This is a genomic window from Morganella sp. HMSC11D09, assembly GCF_001807955.1.
Taxonomy (GTDB): domain Bacteria; phylum Pseudomonadota; class Gammaproteobacteria; order Enterobacterales; family Enterobacteriaceae; genus Morganella; species Morganella morganii.
Window position 1 is genome coordinate 176,773 of sequence record NZ_KV791684.1, and the last position, 17,519, is coordinate 194,291.

Annotated in this window: 15 protein-coding genes; 7 read left to right on the forward strand and 8 right to left on the reverse strand. The window is 51.0% G+C overall.

From position 1 onward, the window contains the following. The 6 genes from HMPREF3119_RS08655 to HMPREF3119_RS19775 all read right to left on the reverse strand — a co-directional run. Positions 1-804: HlyD/EmrA/EmrK family protein (locus tag HMPREF3119_RS08655; protein ID WP_246829261.1), on the reverse strand; the 804-nt coding region annotated here is incomplete at its 3' end. Positions 805-1,322: 518 nt separating this feature from the next. Then, entirely contained in the window at positions 1,323-2,093 is a 771-nt protein-coding gene (locus HMPREF3119_RS08660; RefSeq protein WP_004240944.1) for a hypothetical protein, read from the reverse strand. A 104-nt stretch (positions 2,094-2,197) separates the two neighbouring features. Then, the gene (locus HMPREF3119_RS08665) at positions 2,198-2,773 is read right to left on the reverse strand and encodes a YceI family protein (protein ID WP_024474809.1); all 576 of its coding nucleotides are present in this window, start codon (positions 2,771-2,773) and stop codon (positions 2,198-2,200) included. Between the two features lie 39 nt (positions 2,774-2,812). Next, on the reverse strand, positions 2,813-3,364 hold the full coding sequence (locus HMPREF3119_RS08670) for a cytochrome b (RefSeq protein WP_015422926.1): 552 nt from the start codon (positions 3,362-3,364) through the stop codon (positions 2,813-2,815). 803 nt (positions 3,365-4,167) lie between these two features. After that, positions 4,168-5,016 carry a glycosyltransferase family A protein gene (locus HMPREF3119_RS08675; protein WP_004237741.1) on the reverse strand — a complete coding sequence of 283 codons (849 nt, stop codon included), beginning with the start codon at positions 5,014-5,016 and terminating at the stop codon, positions 4,168-4,170. A gap of 117 nt (positions 5,017-5,133) precedes the next feature. Continuing rightward, complete coding sequence (locus tag HMPREF3119_RS19775) at positions 5,134-5,358, reverse strand: helix-turn-helix domain-containing protein (RefSeq protein WP_036416745.1); 225 nt, start codon at positions 5,356-5,358, stop codon at positions 5,134-5,136. 495 nt (positions 5,359-5,853) lie between these two features. Between HMPREF3119_RS19775 and mtnK the strand changes: the two genes are divergently transcribed. The 4 genes from mtnK to HMPREF3119_RS08700 all read left to right on the forward strand — a co-directional run bounded on the left by mtnK (position 5,854) and on the right by HMPREF3119_RS08700 (position 9,387). Continuing rightward, positions 5,854-7,119, forward strand: coding sequence for an S-methyl-5-thioribose kinase (gene mtnK / locus HMPREF3119_RS08685; protein WP_004237738.1), 1,266 nt, complete (start codon positions 5,854-5,856; stop codon positions 7,117-7,119). A 26-nt stretch (positions 7,120-7,145) separates the two neighbouring features. Then, positions 7,146-8,255: an S-methyl-5-thioribose-1-phosphate isomerase gene (gene mtnA, locus HMPREF3119_RS08690; RefSeq protein ID WP_070579361.1), complete on the forward strand. Its 1,110-nt coding sequence runs from the start codon at positions 7,146-7,148 to the stop codon at positions 8,253-8,255. A 2-nt stretch (positions 8,256-8,257) separates the two neighbouring features. Then, positions 8,258-8,905 (forward strand): L-fuculose-phosphate aldolase, encoded by a 648-nt coding sequence (locus HMPREF3119_RS08695; RefSeq protein ID WP_070579363.1) that lies wholly within the window; start codon positions 8,258-8,260, stop codon positions 8,903-8,905. Between the two features lie 125 nt (positions 8,906-9,030). Continuing rightward, on the forward strand, positions 9,031-9,387 hold the full coding sequence (locus HMPREF3119_RS08700; protein ID WP_015422927.1) for a hypothetical protein: 357 nt from the start codon (positions 9,031-9,033) through the stop codon (positions 9,385-9,387). Between the two features lie 54 nt (positions 9,388-9,441). Here the strand turns inward: HMPREF3119_RS08700 and HMPREF3119_RS08705 are convergent, their stop codons facing one another. Both HMPREF3119_RS08705 and rimO read right to left on the reverse strand, forming a co-directional pair. Continuing rightward, positions 9,442-10,428 (reverse strand): sugar-binding transcriptional regulator, encoded by a 987-nt coding sequence (locus tag HMPREF3119_RS08705; RefSeq protein WP_004240951.1) that lies wholly within the window; start codon positions 10,426-10,428, stop codon positions 9,442-9,444. Then, positions 10,425-11,765 (reverse strand): 30S ribosomal protein S12 methylthiotransferase RimO, encoded by a 1,341-nt coding sequence (rimO, locus tag HMPREF3119_RS08710; protein WP_004237733.1) that lies wholly within the window; start codon positions 11,763-11,765, stop codon positions 10,425-10,427. The genes HMPREF3119_RS08705 and rimO overlap by 4 nt, the downstream gene beginning before the upstream one ends. A gap of 378 nt (positions 11,766-12,143) precedes the next feature. Here rimO and HMPREF3119_RS08715 point away from each other — a divergent pair, with 378 nt between their 5' ends. From HMPREF3119_RS08715 to HMPREF3119_RS08725, 3 genes are read left to right on the forward strand one after another with little or no spacing between them, the layout of a single operon-like run. Then, a complete protein-coding gene (locus tag HMPREF3119_RS08715; protein WP_070579365.1) occupies positions 12,144-13,217 on the forward strand; it encodes an HlyD family secretion protein in 1,074 nt (357 codons plus the stop codon). Beyond that, the gene (gene rbbA, locus HMPREF3119_RS08720) at positions 13,214-15,973 is read left to right on the forward strand and encodes a ribosome-associated ATPase/putative transporter RbbA (RefSeq protein ID WP_070579370.1); all 2,760 of its coding nucleotides are present in this window, start codon (positions 13,214-13,216) and stop codon (positions 15,971-15,973) included. Before HMPREF3119_RS08715 ends, rbbA begins: the two co-directional genes overlap by 4 nt. 1 nt (position 15,974) lies before the next feature. Further along, positions 15,975-17,099, forward strand: a complete 1,125-nt coding sequence (locus HMPREF3119_RS08725; RefSeq protein WP_004240955.1) for an ABC transporter permease — start codon at positions 15,975-15,977, stop codon at positions 17,097-17,099. Positions 17,100-17,519: the final 420 nt, after the last annotated feature.

Consider the following 17,519-nt stretch of genomic DNA (forward strand, 5'->3'; position numbering starts at 1 on the left):
CTGCGTTTCCTTAAAGTTGGCATCAATCCAGACCGGTTCGACCGGTACAATCGCCATCAGTGAGGCATTCGGGCTGACCTGAGCCCCGACCTGCACGTTGCGGCGGGAGACATACCCGGTAAACGGACTGCGGATTTCCGTGCGCTGTAAGTTAATCCAGGCATCACGGACTTTATCCGCCGCCTGCAGCACCGCAGGCTGATCCGCCAGCGCCGTGGTTTTCAGCAGGGCTTTGGTGGCATTCAGTTGCTGCACAGACGCATTCAGGGATGCCTGCGCCTCTTCAACCGCTTCCCGTGAGTGCTGTAAATCTTCTTTGGAGATAGTCCCCCGCTGTCCTAACACACTGCGGCGGGCATAGTCATTCTGTGCCTGATTCAGCATCACTTGTTTCTGGGCGATAACCGCACCGAGCTGGTCGCGGTTAAAATAGAGTTCCTGAGTCTGCCGCACCGTGGCCGCGAGATCATGACGGGCCTGCGCGTAAGCCAGTTCAGCATTGGTTTTATCCAGCACTACCAGCACATCCCCGGCATGCACCAGATCGGTATTCTCAAAATTCACCTGTGTCACATTACCGGTGGTTTGTGCGACGATCGGCACCTGAAGGCCCACCACGTAGGCGTCATCGGTATATTCCTGATAACGCAGCACCATGAACCAGTAAATAAGATAGCCGGCCAGCAGCACAATAAAGAGGAGTGACGTTCCCGCAAGCCAGATTTTTCGTCTGGCGGGATTGGATGACGATGCTTTTTTGTCAGAAGGCTGGGCAGCAGAAGACTGCGCTGATGTGTTGTCCATCAAAATACCCCGGTAATAAAGTTAAGCCAAAAATATTGCGCACAGAATAGCCTGAATCACTATAAAAGTAACGGTAAGTGAAATATTACAGGGGAAAACCGAAAACAATATAAACAGAAACAAAACATCTGCTGAACACAATAAAATATGTAACTTATTTATCGGATTATGATGAACAGCAAATGAATATAGGGAAATAATCAGATATTTAAGTAATATCCGCTGCATATTTTGATACTTATTTCTGCACTCTCAGTGACAGAGACAGAACACATAAAAAGCGATTACGGTAAAAATCCCCTGATTATTCGTCTGCCCGGTTCATTTTCGGGTATCAGAGTATTTTCTGTTTACCTTTCCCGATTCTTAAACAAAGTATCGTGTTTTACTGAAATGTGTTTGTTTTTTATCCGGATACAGAAAACAGCACGATTTGCACATTTCCGTTTCTGTCCGCCGGACATAAAAAAACCGCAGAGTCATAAACGCTGCGGTTATTATCCGGTACCCGGAGATATTTACTGAGACAAAATCAGACGCAGCGCCTCAGCGGTAGCCGCTTTATTCGGTTCTTTCGTGAATAAGTCATAAAAATCGCCGACAATCAGACAGGTGGTGACCGGGTCTTCCGCGCCTTTATTCAGGTCACTCAGCAACATCACTTTATCACCGTATTTTTCTGACAGTTTCTGATAAACATCCCCTAATACCTTATAAGCTTCCTGCGCCGGGACATTACCGGTATTCCGGTCTTCCAGTGATGATGTCAGGATCAGATTCACGGTTTTCAGCATCCGGATATCGGCTTCATTATAGGTAAACTGCGCTTTATTCTGCGGGAATTTATTCAGTGCCGGGAAAAAGTTATTAAAGCACTGCTGTCCGGACGGATCTTTTACCAGATAACCTTCCGCCTGCTCTTTTACCGCCCCGGCGAAGGCATTCAGGGCATCATCAGAGGCATACGGGATCCGGTCAATTAATAACACTGCCGTCATCCCGGCGATATCATTCATCCATGCCACTTTCTGCTCGCGGGTCATGGTGTCATAGTTCCTGATATTACTCTTCAGGCCTTTATATTTTTCCGGGGAAATTTTGCCTACCACTTCAACAAACTGCATCGATTCCGACATCATCTCTGCTTCAAGTGATTTTTGTGTTGCCGCTCCGTCTTTACTGACGGCGGTGACAGAAAAAACATTATCCCGCTTACCCATATAATAACCGGCACCGGCAAAGACCACGGCAACAATAAGAACCAATAATAAGCTGAGTTTTTTATTCACGCACTTTCCTCTGATACGCTGAGTTATCACTGAAAGTGATAGTGACACAAATTAATAAGGCCTGCTATTGCAGGCCCCGATAATTGTTCAGATTGTAAAAATAATCAGATTTTTACGCCTTCAACGGAAATAATCAGTTCAGCATCCTGAGACTTCGGTCCCAGATCGGCTTTAATATTAAAGCTTTTCAGTGAGACTTTCCCCGTTGCCTCAAAACCGGCGCGGTAACCACCCCACGGATCTTTGCCTTCACCGGTCAGTTTTGCATCCAGAGTAACCGGATTGGTCACGCCGTTCAGCGTCAGATCACCGGTGATAATAAAGTCGTCGCCTTTCTTTTCTACTTTGGTTGAAACAAATTTTGCTTCCGGATTTTTCTCTGTATTCAGAAAATCCCCTCCGCGCAGATGTTTGTCACGCTCAGCATGGTTGGTATCCAGGCTGCCGGTTTTGATGGTCACATCCACGCTATCCTTTGCCGGGTCGGCCTTATCAAAGGTAAATGTGCCGTCAAAATCCTTAAATGTCCCGTACAGCCAGCTGTAACCCAGGTGCTGAATACGGAACTGCACAAAAGCGTGCTGCCCTTCTTTGTCTATCTTATAGGTGTCGGCCATTGCCGCACCGGAACCCAGCAGCATCATACCTGCGCTTAAACCAACCAGTGCTTTCTTCAGCATCATATTCACTCCGTCATAATAAAATTACGGGCAGCCCGTTCAGGGTTTCATGCCCAGCATGCGTTTTAATGTGGCGTCTTTATCAAAGAAATGATGTTTCAGTGCCGCCAGCGCGTGCAGCGCCGATAACACAACAACCGACCAGGCAAGGTACAGGTGAACCGTACCGGCGGTATCGGCCTGCTCTGCGCCGTCTGTCACTGTGGCCGGTACATCAAACCAGCCGAAAACCGATATCGCCTGACCATTTGCCGTTGAAATAAAATAGCCGGTGATCAGAATGGCAAACAAAATACCGTACAGCAGCCAGTGCGCCAGCGCAGCACTGATGCGGGTAAACCGGCTGTAAGTGGATAATGCCGGCGGCGGCGGGGAAAGCCAGCGCCAGATCATGCGGACAGCCAGCACAATAAACAGCAGGATCCCGATACTCTTATGGATCTCCGGTGCGCGGTGATACCAGACATCATAGTAACCCAGCGAAACCATCCACAGCCCCAGTGCAAACATCCCGTAAACGGTGATTGCCACGCCCCAGTGAAGCAGAACGGAGAGGTGCCCGTACCGTTGCGCACTATTTTTCCATTGCATTGATAAATACCCTTTGCTGTTCCATACGGATAACATTTCAGTAACAGCGGGATACTTTACGTGAATTTTCCGGCCATATCGGACAAATATTTTGTTTAAGTCAATCAAATTAAATCAATAACTTATTAATTTAACTGTCATTTTTATATCGATATAAAATATTAAACCGGAAAAATCTTATATGACGGAATTTTGTAAGACTGAATCGGACTGAGTTATAACCAGAATGCAGGAAAATCCGCAATCCGGCGGATATCACCAAAAAATAATTTTAATATTTAAAAATATTTTTGATAAAAAAGTTGACGAGCATCACATAAGTGCTATGATACATCCATCGAAGCAAAACAGCTTACCAACCTAATTCAAAAGCAGGAGTTCATTATGAAAAGCATCAAAACTTTCTTTTCCAATCTGACCCGTGCTGCTGCTATCATTGCAAAATACAGCAAAGCATTCTGATTAAAATCAGACAGATACAAAAAAAGCGCCCGATGGGCGCTTTTTTTATGTCTGCAGATCACCGGTTACCGTGAGCTCAGCTTCAATTAAAAATAATTTTAATTCATTAAAATAAAGTTTATATAAAATTTGACATCCGTCACAAAAATGGTATAGTAGCGCCATCAAAGCCAAACAGGCTTAATCACTTACTCAAAAGCAGGAGTTTATTATGAAAAGCATCAAAACTTTCTTTTCTTATCTGACCCGTGCTGCTGCTATTATTGCTAAAAACAGCAAAGCATTCTGATAAATCAGACAGATACAAAGAAGCGCCCGATGGGCGCTTTTTTTATGCTGCTTTATTTTGCCAGCGGCGCAAATAACCAGCGCAGCCACCAGCGGGCTTTCCAGCCCGGATTTTTCTCCCGGACTACCGGCGATGTACGGCAGACCGACCGCAGAATTTTCCATTCAAAATCCAGGAACAGCCGGGAATGACCGGATTCCGCACCATACGTGCAGACTTCCTCATGCTTGCGTTTATCAACCGGCGTGTTGTATTCCAGACTTCTGTCCAGCGTATGATAAGACTTATCACGATCCACAATCCGCTCTGTGGCATACACCGATTTCGGCAGGTAGCGCTGACGGGAGCCGTGATATTTCTGCAGTTTCACAAAACGGTAATCTTCCGCGCCGTAATGGCCGCAAAACTCTTCATCATAACCGTAAAAACGGAAGAAGCGGGCGCGGGACATAAAGAACAGATTGGAGTGCCCTTTACGGAGATTCCCCTGCTCCCCCCGGCGGTAGAGTTTATAGAATGTCCGGCCCGGGTTTGCCGCATTAATCAGATAAGTGAACGTCGAAACCGGCAGGACATGATCCAGGTCGGTCATCAGAATTTTGTCTGACGCCGCATAGGTCACCCCCAGATTACGGGAACCACCCTGGTTCCACGGAATATCGGTTGTGATCCGCAGCCATGTCAGATTTAAATCAAATTCAGGAATTTCATACTCAAGCGGGGAGCAGTCATCAACAATGACAAACTGAACATAGTCCAGCACCGATGCCGGCATGCTTTCATATTCACGAAGCAGATTGATAACTTCAGAAATATCTTGCTGATTACAATAGAAATGAGTGATGTAAGTAAGTTTTATATGTTGCTTATCCGCAACTTTTCGGAAGAATTCGCGTGACATTATACCTGTGACCCTATTACCACAAATGACCGACCGGCAATTAGCAACCAGTGCGATGTTAATTGCCGGCTATTCTCACATACAGGTGGTACGGTGTCACTACTTAGCGGGGATAAACTATTCCTGATCGAAAAAGTAATCCACCGGAACATGGAACATTTCTGCCAGATACATCAGATAATGTATACTAATCCGGCTTATTCCCCGTTCATAACGGTTAAATTGCTGCTGCGTTATTCCCATGTCTTCCGCTAACCGGACGATACTTAATCCTAAGTATTTTCGCTTTTCTTTAATCCGTGTTCCGACACAGGGATATATAGATTCCTGTCTCCATAAGATTCTCCTTCACTTATATTGACAACGTGATAACAAAAAATTCTGTTTTTCAGAGTCTGCCATCCTCTTACTTACCAGCGTCTCAATAACCTCATAACAACATGAAATTTAAAAAATAAAAATCAACAGTCATGAATAACCGGCATCTTCAGTCTTAGTAATCGGGATTTAACCTTATAGGTGTATTCTTTGCAATATCAATACGTCTGTTTAATGTAATAATACCTACCCGATCACAATTAATATCAAAATAGAATCTTAATAAGATTAAAAGTATTTCTGAAAAATACCGTTCACTGAATATCGGTTAATAATATACCCCGGTATTTCATAAAAATAATTGCGTGAAAATACTTAAGAAATATTTATATTACTTCCTTATCACCTGCTTAAGAAAGGCTATTTCCGGCTATGTGTTAGTTGCATCACAGAAAAAATACATATGTATAGTTATAATTTACATATGTAGCCATTTATCTCTGTTTCTGAGGTTATCTTATGACGCAAAAAACCCCTGCCGGATATACCCCGCTAACCTGTGGCACCCTTCCCGCTTACCTGTCCGCACATTTACCGGATGACATTTTACCAGGCGGCACGCCGGAATCCTGGCAGACAGAGGAAGTCGGTGACGGTAATCTCAATCTGGTGTTTATTGTCAGAGGCAGTGAGCGGACTCTGGTGGTCAAGCAATCACTGCCGTATGTCCGTGCGGCCGGTGAATCCTGGGAACTCTCTTTGCAGCGTAATTATTTCGAATACCATGCGTTGTCACAGGAGAAACGTTTCGCACCTGACAGTGTGCCGGATGTCTATTTCTATGACGAAGCCATGGCGCTGTTTGCCATGGAATACCTCGCTGACCATATCATTCTGCGTAAAGCACTGATTGCAGGAGAATATGTCCCTCAGCTGGCGGAGAAAACCGGCCTGTTTATGGCGCAAACTCTGTTCCATACCTCGGATATCGGCATGGCGGCACAGGAGAAAAAAGCCCTGACCGCACAGTTCTCCGCTAACCATGAATTATGCAAAATCACCGAAGATCTGATTTTTACCGAACCTTACTTCCCGGCGCCGCGCAATAATCACACCTCTCCGCAGCTTGACCGCGATGCAAATGCCGTGATGCTGGACAGAGAAATGGTGCAGGTCGCGATGCGCTATAAGTACAAATTTATGACACAGTCACAGGCGCTGCTGCACGGAGATTTGCACTCCGGATCCGTCATGATTGGCACTGACTCTGTTCAGGTTATTGATCCTGAATTCAGTTTTATGGGGCCGATGGCGTTTGATACCGGCAACTATGCCGGTAACTTATATATGGCCTGGTTTTCTCAGCCCGGACACCGGAAGACAGAGGAAGAGACCGCGCGCTATCAGCAATGGCTGTTATCGCAGATAAGCCAGACCTGGAATACGTTTGAGACTGAATTCCGCCGCCTGTGGGCCGAAAAATCACAGGGCGATGCCTGGCCGCGTGAGCTGTACCAGGACGGCCTGTTTGATGACAAATTCCTGAAAGCCGCTCAGGACAGCTTCTTCGAAGAACTGTTTCAGGACACGCTGGTCAATGCCGGGCTGGAAATCAACCGCCGCCTGCTCGGGTTTGCCGGAGTTGCTGATTTCAAAACCATTGCTGATGCGGACAAACGCGCGGTACTTGAGCGCAAAGCCCTGAAACTGGCGCGGGAGCTGATTGTCAACGCGCGCCATTATCACAGCTTTACCGATGTCGAAGCCTTTCTTTCTTATTGTTAAGCGTCACCTGCACACGAGGTTATATAATGAAAATTAACGGAAAACATTACCGTTCCGTCTGGCCCGCAGATAATGGTATTGATGTCTGTATTTTTGATCAGACAAAACTGCCTTTTGAAGTCAGTATCATCACACTAACGACGATGGAGGAAGCCGCAACGTCCATCAAAGATATGTGGGTACGCGGCGCACCGCTGATTGGTGCTGTGGCTGCTTACGGCGTGGCGCTGGCGATGCACCGTGACAGCAGTGATGCCGCCCTGAAAAACGCTTATGACGTGCTGGTTGCCACCCGTCCGACCGCGATCAACCTGAAATGGGCGCTGGACAGAATCTGCGGTGCCCTGACACCACTTCCTGCGGCTGAGCGCGGTGACGCAGCATACCGTATTGCCGCTGAAATCGCTGATGAAGATGCGGAAATTTGTCACCGCATCGGCGAACACGGCCTGACAATTATCCGCGACATCGCCGCCCGCAAAAAACCGGGTGAGCCGGTGAATATCCTGACCCATTGTAATGCCGGCTGGCTGGCTACCGTTGACTGGGGCACCGCGCTGTCACCGATTTATCAGGCTTATGATGAAGGCATTAATATTCACGTCTGGGTGGATGAAACCCGTCCGCGCAACCAGGGCGGACTGACTGCCTTTGAGCTGGGCTCGCACGGTGCGCCGCATACCCTGATTGCAGATAACGCCGGGGGGCACCTGATGCAGCACGGCGAAGTGGATATGTGTATTGTCGGCACTGACCGCACCACCGCTCGCGGGGATGTCTGCAATAAAATCGGCACTTACCTGAAAGCACTGGCGGCCAAAGCGAACAATGTGCCGTTCTATGTGGCGCTGCCGTCACCGACCCTCGATTTTACCGTGTGGGACGGGGTAAAAGAGATCCCGATTGAACAGCGTGCCGGTGAGGAACAGTCACATGTTTTCGGCATCACACCGGAAGGTACCCGCAGCTGGGTGAATACTGCACCTGCGGGCACCCGTTGCGGCAACTATGCCTTTGATGTCACTCCGGCGGAGTATGTCACCGGGCTTATCACCGAACGCGGCATTTGTGATGCCTCCCCGGCCGGGCTGAAAGACATGTTCCCGGAGATGTGGCCGTCTGAGTATGAGGTGTGATCATGACCCGTACTGAACTGGCACAACAGATTATCGATACCTGTCTGAAGATGAACGCAAGCGGGCTCAACCAGGGGACGTCCGGTAATGTCAGCGCCCGCTGGCAGGACGGCATGCTGATCACCCCGAGCGGCGTGCCTTATGAAAAACTGACCCCGGACAGCATTGTGTATATGGACAGTACCGGCCAGGCAGAGGCGGATAAAATCCCGTCGAGCGAATGGCACTTTCACCTGAGCTGCTATCAGGCGCGTCCTGAGCTGAATGCGGTGGTCCATAATCACGCTCTGAATACAGCGGCGGTATCCATTCTCAATGAATCCATTCCGGCCATCCATTATATGGTCGCCGTGACCGGAACCGACCATGTGCCCTGTGTGCCGTATGCCACTTTCGGTACGCATGAACTGGCCGGTATCGTTGCAGAAGGGATTAAAACCAGTAAGGCTCTGATTATGCAGCATCACGGCATGCTGGCGATGGAAATCAACCTCGAAAAAGCCCTGTGGCTGGCGCATGAGATCGAAGTGCTCTCCGCGCTGTATCTGAAAGTCCGGGCCATCACACCGGATGTGCCGGTACTGAGTGCGGAGGAGATGCAGCGGGTGCTGGGGAAATTCAAAACCTACGGACTGAAAACCGGAAAATAGTGATTACCGGCGGCAGAAAACGGCGCAATGCGTCGTTTTTTGTCACCTTACGTAATTAATTATTTTAAATGATAATCATTTGCAATATAATTAAAATCTTAATGTATATGTTATTTAAGGTTTTTATGAAAAAAGTCATTTGTTACGCTGCGTTTGCTTCTGCCGTTCTTCTCCTGTCCGGATGTGCCGCCACAAAAAAATCCCCGCAATTCAGCGAAAAAAGCATTGAAGAGTGCGGACGCTATCTGCCGGACGGCATTGCTTACTATGTCTCGATTGAAGGCGAAGTCGATTTAAACAAGCAGTTTAACGGTGATATCAATGTGACCGCATTGCAGGACAGTGCACCCGCAGTTGCATTTAACCACGAACTGATTCAGGCCGGTGCGGATAAATATATGGACTGTGCTATTCAGTTGCTGAATAACGGTAAGGGAGATACCCGCACACCGGAAGAAAAAGCGGCGGCAGAAAAACAGTAACCGGCAATATTAATGCTCTGATGTAAAAAAACCGCCTTCCGGCGGTTTTTGCACTTATTTATCTGACAGCAAATGTGCCGCGATCAGCGGATCAACAATTAAATCAGAAACATATCCGCCACGCAGTGCCCCGCGGGTGGCGGCGATATTTTGTTCACCGGTGGCGATAAAAATCCGCCGTGCAATGTTGCGCAGCTGCGGCAGCCGGATACCGAGGATGCGGGCATCCGTATGGGTATCCAGCGGCTCACCCGCCTGATCATAAAAACGTCCGCAAATAACCCCGACCGCCCCTTTGCGGCGGAAGTCAGTCATTTCCTCTGCCGTGATCACGCCGGCGCGGATCAGCGGGTTCTCTTCCGTGACATTTCCGGCCACGAACAGTGCTTTGGTGCAGCGATCCAGCTGAGCAAAGTTTGCCTGAATGATAGGCTCACGGCGCAGTGCATCTGCCAGCTCCGCAGAGCTGACAATCGCGGGAACATGCAGATACGCACACTCACCGCCGAACTTTCCGGCAATCAGCGAGGACGATTCCACCGTGGTGAAATCCGGCTGCGACGGCACGGAACCGAGCATCTGTAATACCGTCATATTGCGGATGACTTTTGGTGTCAGACACTTCGCCATATGGTGAATTGTCCGTCCCCAGGCCACGCCGAGCACATCCCCGTCCTCAATCACCTGACTGAGATACACCCCGGCCGCCTGTGCCATGTTTTCCCGGCGGCGGGCGGAATCTGCCGCCGCCTCCGTAACCGGGCTGTCCGGTACCACCAGCACATTGGTCAGATTGAACTTTTTTTTCAGTGACAACGCCATATCGATGCGGCTGTAACGCGCCATATCCAGGCTGATATGCACCACACCGTTTTCCCGGGCCGTCTGCAGGTATTTCACCACGGTCACGCGGGAAATCCCCATCGCATCAGCCACCTCCGTCTGACTGAGACCGGACTGATAATAGAGCCATGCGGCCTGCAGAACCGGGTCATTACCGAACATCAGGCGTCCGGTCAGGCGGTTGTCACTGTTTGTCATGCTTCGCGCACCACGCTGCCCCAGAGATCATACTCATCGGCATGTTCAATATTCACCATCACAATATCCCCCGGCTGCACATCAAATTCACCGTTGAGATATACCATACCGTCGATTTCCGGCGCATCCGCCATACTGCGGCCGACAGCGCCCTCTTCTTCATCAACTTCATCAATGATCACCGGCAGTGTGCGGCCGATTTTTTCAGCCAGACGCTCTGCGGAGATCTGCTGCTGTAACTGCATAAAGCGGTGATAGCGCTCTTCTTTGATCTCTTCCGGCACCTGATCCGGTAATTCGTTGGCATGTGCCCCTTCCACCGGACTGTATTTAAAGCAGCCGACGCGATCCAGACGGGCTTCAGTCAGGAAGTCCAGCAGCATCTGAAAGTCTTCTTCGGTTTCACCCGGGAAGCCGACAATAAAGGTGGAACGCAGTGTCAGTTCCGGGCAGATTTCACGCCAGCGTTTGATACGCTCCAGTGTGCGCTCAACGGCACCCGGGCGTTTCATCAGTTTCAGAATACGCGGGCTGGCGTGCTGTAACGGGATATCCAGATACGGCAGGATTTTGCCTTCTGCCATCAGCGGGATCACATCATCCACATGCGGATACGGATAAACGTAATGCAGACGCACCCACACACCGAGCTGGGATAACTGCTCACACAGACCGATCATGCTGGTTTTCACCGGCAGACCATCGCGGAAACCGGTGCGGTGTTTGATATCAGCGCCATAGGCAGAGGTATCCTGGGAGATCACCAGCAGTTCTTTCACACCGGCTTCAACCAGGCGCTGCGCTTCACTCAGCACCTCACCGACAGGACGGCTGTCCAGATCGCCGCGCATGGACGGAATAATGCAGAATGTGCAGCGGTGATTACAGCCTTCAGAAATTTTCAGATACGCGTAATGGCGCGGCGTCAGTTTCACACCCTGCTCCGGTACCAGGCTGGTGAACGGATCATGCGCCGGTTTCGGCACATATTTACGGACATTCGCCAGCACCTGCTCATAACTGTGCGGACCGGTGATTTCCAGCACCTTCGGGTGCACTTCACGGATCTGGTCTTCTTTCGCACCCAGACACCCGGTCACGATCACTTTACCGTTTTCCGCCAGTGCCTCGCCGATTGCTTCCAGGGATTCCTGCACAGCACTGTCAATGAAACCGCAGGTATTGACGATCACCACATCGGCATCATCATAGCTTGGCACAACCTGATAGCCGTCCGTGCGCAGTTCAGTCAGAATCCGCTCGGAATCCACCAGGTTTTTCGGGCAGCCTAAAGAAACGAAACCGACTTTCGGCACTGTGTTGGTATTTTGCGACATAAGCTCATTTACTCAAAAGAGCAGGATGCAGCAGGATATTTCCGGCTGCATCCCGCAGATATTAGTCATTATCGGAAAGGAAAGAGACAAATTTTAGCAAACAAACTCCCCTGACTGATAGCCTCCGGCGTAAAAAATCCCTGTGTCAGATAAAAAACCAGTGCAATTCGTGTAATCCCCCGGCGCTGTATTCTGCCGTTTACAGTGAATGTGATATATACGGCAGCTTTATCCTGCTGATCCGGTTATGCTTTCTTTGTCAGCATTTAATGTCATCGTTCTGAAAATTAAAAGCATCATTATTTGCGAGCCTGATATTGAAATGCTGCTGTTGTGCTTATCTCATTATTTTCCATAAGAAGGGTAATCACGGTATCTATGCAAAAATCAAAACGTAAAACGTGGATTTTTTATCTCATCCTGATCATTGTCCTTGCCGGCGGCGGCTACCTGTTCCGCATGCTGCAAAGCCCGGGGCTGCCTGCGGGCTTCGCTCAGAGCAACGGACGGATCGAGGCAACGGAAATTGATATCTCAACCAAAACCGCCGGACGCATCAGCACCATCAATGTCAGAGAAGGGGATTTTGTCCGCGCCGGGGATGTGCTGGCGCAGATGGATACCCGGACTCTCGGGGCGCAGCTGAGCGAGGCTCAGGCGCAGTACCGCCAGGCGGACAGTAATGTGATTTCCTCGCGCTCGGCACTGGCTCAGCGGAAAAGTGAGAAAGCTGCCGCAGAGGCGATGGTACGCCAGCGTACCGCAGAACTGACTGCCGCGCAGAAGCGTCTGACGCGTTCACAGGCACTGGTGAGAACCAACGCGGTATCTGTTCAGCAGGTGGATGATGACCTTGCTGTTGTGCAGGGTGCCCGTGCTGCTGTGGAAGCGGCGAAAGCTCAGGTGGCAGCGGCTTCTGCGGCGATTGATGCCGCACAGTCCGGTATTATCCAGGCACAGACCAAAGTGGATGCCGCTCTGGCGACACAACACCGGATTGAAGCGGATCTGGATGACAGCCAGCTGAAAGCGCCGCGCAACGGCCGTGTTCAGTATCGCGTTGCCGAACCGGGTGAAGTGCTCGGTGCCGGTGGCCGTGTGGTGAATATGGTCGATCTCAGCGATGTCTATATGACGTTCTTCCTGCCGACCGAACAGGCCGGACAGGCGGGCATCGGCAGTGATGTGCATATTGTTCTTGATGCCGCTCCGGACCTGGTGATCCCGGCGAAAACCTCGTATGTCGCCAGTGTCGCGCAGTTTACCCCTAAAACTGTGGAAACAGATAATGAGCGCCAGAAACTGATGTTCCGTGTTCGTGCGCGTATCGCCCCCGAACTGCTGGAAAAACATCTGGAATATGTGAAAACCGGTCTGCCGGGACGCGCTTATATCCGGCTTGACCCGAAGCAGGACTGGCCGGCTGACCTGGAGGTGAAATTACCTCAATGACATCATCAAAACAGCATTCCGACACCGCAATCGTCACCCTGGAACAGGTTACGCATCATTACGGTGATGTGTGCGCCCTTGATGATATCACGCTGAACATCCCCGCCCGGCAGATGGTGGGGCTGATCGGGCCGGACGGTGTCGGGAAATCCACCCTGATTTCCCTGATTGCCGGTGCCCGTAAAGTGCAGCAAGGTAATGTGATTGTGCTGGGCGGTGATATCCGCGAAGAAGAGCACCGCCGCGCGGTATGTCCGCGTATTGCCTATATGCCGCAGGGATTGGGGAAAAACCTGTATCACACCCTGTCGGTGTTTGAAAACGTGGATTTTTTCGGGCGGCTGTTCGGCCAGTCTGAGAAAGAACGTCGTCTGCGGATTGACGATCTCCTCGCCAGCACCGGGCTCGCCCCGTTCCGCGACCGCCCTGCGGGAAAACTCTCCGGCGGGATGAAACAGAAGCTCGGACTGTGCTGTGCCTTGATCCATGACCCGGAACTGCTGATCCTCGACGAACCGACCACCGGTGTTGACCCCCTCTCCCGCGCCCAGTTCTGGGAGCTTATCGACCGCATCCGCGAACGCCAGCAAAATATGAGTGTGCTGGTGGCGACAGCCTATATGGAAGAGGCGGAACGATTTGATCACCTGGTCGCAATGGACGACGGCAAAGTCCTGGCGACAGGACACGCCCGTGAACTGAAAGCGCAGACACAGACTGATGAGCTGGAAGCCGCCTTTATCGCTCTGCTGCCGGAAGAAAAACGCAAAGATCACAAAGCGGTGGTGATCCCGCCGCGCAAGGAGCAGGACAATGAAGAGATTGCTATCGAGGCACAGGATCTGACCATGCGCTTCGGCAGTTTCACCGCCGTTGACCACGTCAGTTTCCGCATCCCGAAAGGAGAGATCTTTGGTTTCCTCGGCTCCAACGGCTGCGGTAAATCCACCACCATGAAAATGCTCACCGGGCTGTTGCAGGCCACAGAGGGTAAAGCGTGGCTGTTTGGTCAGGAGGTCGATCCGAAAGATTTGAATACCAGGATGCGTGTCGGTTATATGTCGCAGGCATTTTCCCTCTACAGTGAGCTGACGGTTTTACAAAACCTGGTACTGCACGCCAAACTGTTCCATGTGCCGGAAAACGAAATTGATGACCGCGTAAATGAAATGATGACGCGCTTTAAACTGACGGATGTCGCCGATGCCATGCCGGAGGGGTTACCGCTCGGGATACGCCAGCGTTTATCGCTGGCCGTGGCGGTGATTCACCGTCCGGAAATGCTGATCCTCGATGAACCGACATCCGGCGTTGACCCGATTGCCCGCGATATGTTCTGGGATCTGATGGTGGATTTATCACGCAAAGACGGTGTGACGATTTTTATATCCACCCACTTTATGAATGAGGCCGCCCGCTGTGACCGTATGTCGCTGATGCACGCCGGGAAAGTACTGGTGACGGACACGCCGGAAAACCTGGTTGCCGGCAGTGAATTTGATACCCTCGAAGCCGTCTTTATTGATTATCTGAAAAAAGCCTCGGGAATTGAGGATGATGCCCCGCCGCCGGAAGCGCCGGAATTACCCGCCGACAGCGGCGAAGCGGCGGCCACGGCACTGAAGCGCCGTTTCAGTCTGCGCCGTCTGTTCAGTTATAGTCTGCGTGAGGGGCTGGAACTGCGCCGCGACCCGGTGCGGCTGACACTGGCGCTGCTCGGTACAGTGATCCTGATGTTTATTATGGGCTACGGCATCAGTATGGATGTGGAAAATCTGCGTTTTGCCGTGCTCGACCGCGACCAGACCACCACCAGCCAGAACTATGTGCAGGATCTCTCCGGTTCGCGCTACTTTATCGAACAGCCGCCGCTGCAAAATTATGACGATATGGAGCGCCGGATGCGCGCCGGGGAAATCGCGGTGGCGATTGAAATTCCGCCGGATTTTGCCCGTGATATCGCCAAAGGCCATGATGTGAAACTGGGTGTCTGGGTGGACGGCGCCATGCCGAACCGGGCTGAAACGGTGCGCGGTTATGTGCAGGCTATGCATCTCAACTGGCTGACCCGCATGGCATCAAAACAGCCGGTGGCAAACCCGCTGCGCTCTGCCATCGATATCGAAACCCGTTACCGTTATAACCCGGATGTGAAAAGTCTGCCTGCTATCGTTCCGGCGGTGATCCCGCTGCTGCTGATGATGATACCGGCAATGCTCAGCGCCCTTAGTGTGGTGCGGGAGAAAGAGCTGGGGTCGATTATCAATCTCTATGTCACGCCGGTGACCAAAACAGAGTTTTTAATCGGCAAACAGGTGCCTTATATCGTGCTGGGGATGTTTAACTTTTTCCTGCTCTGCGCCCTCTCCGTCTGGGTATTCGGAGTGCCGTTCAAGGGCAGTCTGCTGACGGTGACACTCGCCGCATTCTGCTATATCACCATTGCCACCAGCATGGGGCTGCTGATTTCCTGCTTTATGAAAAGCCAGATTGCCGCAATTTTCGGAACCGCGATTATCACACTGATCCCGGCCACCCAATTTTCCGGAATGATTGACCCGGTTTCATCACTGGAAGGTATGGGTTACTGGATAGGACACATCTACCCGACCGCCCATTTCCTGACCATCACCCGGGGAACCTTCTCCAAGGGGCTGGGGCTTATCGATCTGTATCAGGCCTTTATTCCGCTGCTGATCACTATTCCGGTTGTTCTCGGATGCAGCATCTTTTTCCTGAAAAAGCAGGAGGGATAACATGCGGACACTGAAGAATATTATCTATCTCGGCATGAAAGAGCTGCGCAGCCTGATGCGGGATAAAGCAATGCTGGCACTGATCGTGTTTGCCTTCACGGTATCAATCTATTCCTCGGCAACGGTGACCTCCGGCTCGTTGCATCTGGCTCCGATTGCCATTGCGGACCAGGATCGCTCCCAGCTCAGCGAGCGTATTATCAACAGCTTTTACGAGCCCTATTTTCTGGCCCCGGCGGATATTGATATCAGTCAGATGGATGGCCTGATGGACAGCGGCACCTACACTTTCACCATGGATATTCCGCCAAATTTTCAGCGTGATGTGCTGGCCGGACGCCGCCCCGCCATTCAGCTGAACGTTGATGCCACCCGCATGAGTCAGGCGTTTCTCGGCAACAGTTATATTCAGAATATTGTTACCGGGGAGGTGAATACTTTTCTGGCTAAAAACCGGCAAAACACGGTGCTGCCGGTGGATCTGGATATCCGCGCCCGTTTTAACCCGAACCTGAATCAGATGTGGTTCGGATCGGTAATGGCGATTATCAACAATATCACGATGCTGTCGATTGTCCTGACCGGGGCGGCACTGATCCGCGAGCGGGAACACGGCACAATTGAGCATCTGCTGGTAATGCCGGTGACGCCGTTTGAAATCATGATGTCCAAAGTCTGGTCGATGGGATTGGTGGTATTGCTTGCCTCACTCGGCTCGCTGCTGCTGATTGTCCGCTTTCTGCTGCAGGTGCCGATAGAGGGTTCAATTACGCTGTTTATGTGCGGGGTGGCGCTGAGTCTGTTTGCCACCACCTCCATCGGAATTTTTATGGGGACGCTCGCCCGTTCGATGCCGCAGTTCGGGCTGCTGATGATTATGGTGCTGCTGCCGCTGAATATGTTATCAGGCGGGATGACCTCGCGGGAAAGTATGCCGCAGTTTGTGCAGGATATTATGCAGACCATGCCGACGACACACTTTGTCAGTCTGGCACAGGCTATTCTTTACCGGGGCGCGGATTTCCTGATCGTCTGGCCGCAGTTTATTTATCTGATCATTATCGGCGGCGTGTTTTTTGGTGCGGCTTTGCTGCGCTTCCGCAAAACCATCAGTGCGATGGCATAGAGGCGGGGTATTGCTGCCAACATTGAGTGCCGGCAAAGTGCAGCCGCCGCCGGAAAGAATAAAACCATCTTCTTTCAAACCCGGGCGGCGGGATAACCGGCAAAGCGGAAAGCCGCTGACACGTCCCTGTTCGCTCGGATCGCGCCATCCCTGGCGCTCTACGCTTTCCTTTTTTTGCCGGTTATCCCCTGTGTACTTCAACTCTGTCAAAAACAGAAAAATTAATCTGCTAAATCATCCGCTCTGTGGCAAGGCGGCAAAGGAAGAATTCCGGGGAGCATACACCAGTATGTGACCCGGAATTCTGAGTGCGGCCAACACAGCCACAGAGTGGAGGATGACGCAGATTTGCTAAATCATTTCGTCTGTGGCATGCGGCAAAGGAAGAATTCCCGGGAGCATACACCAGTATGTGACCGG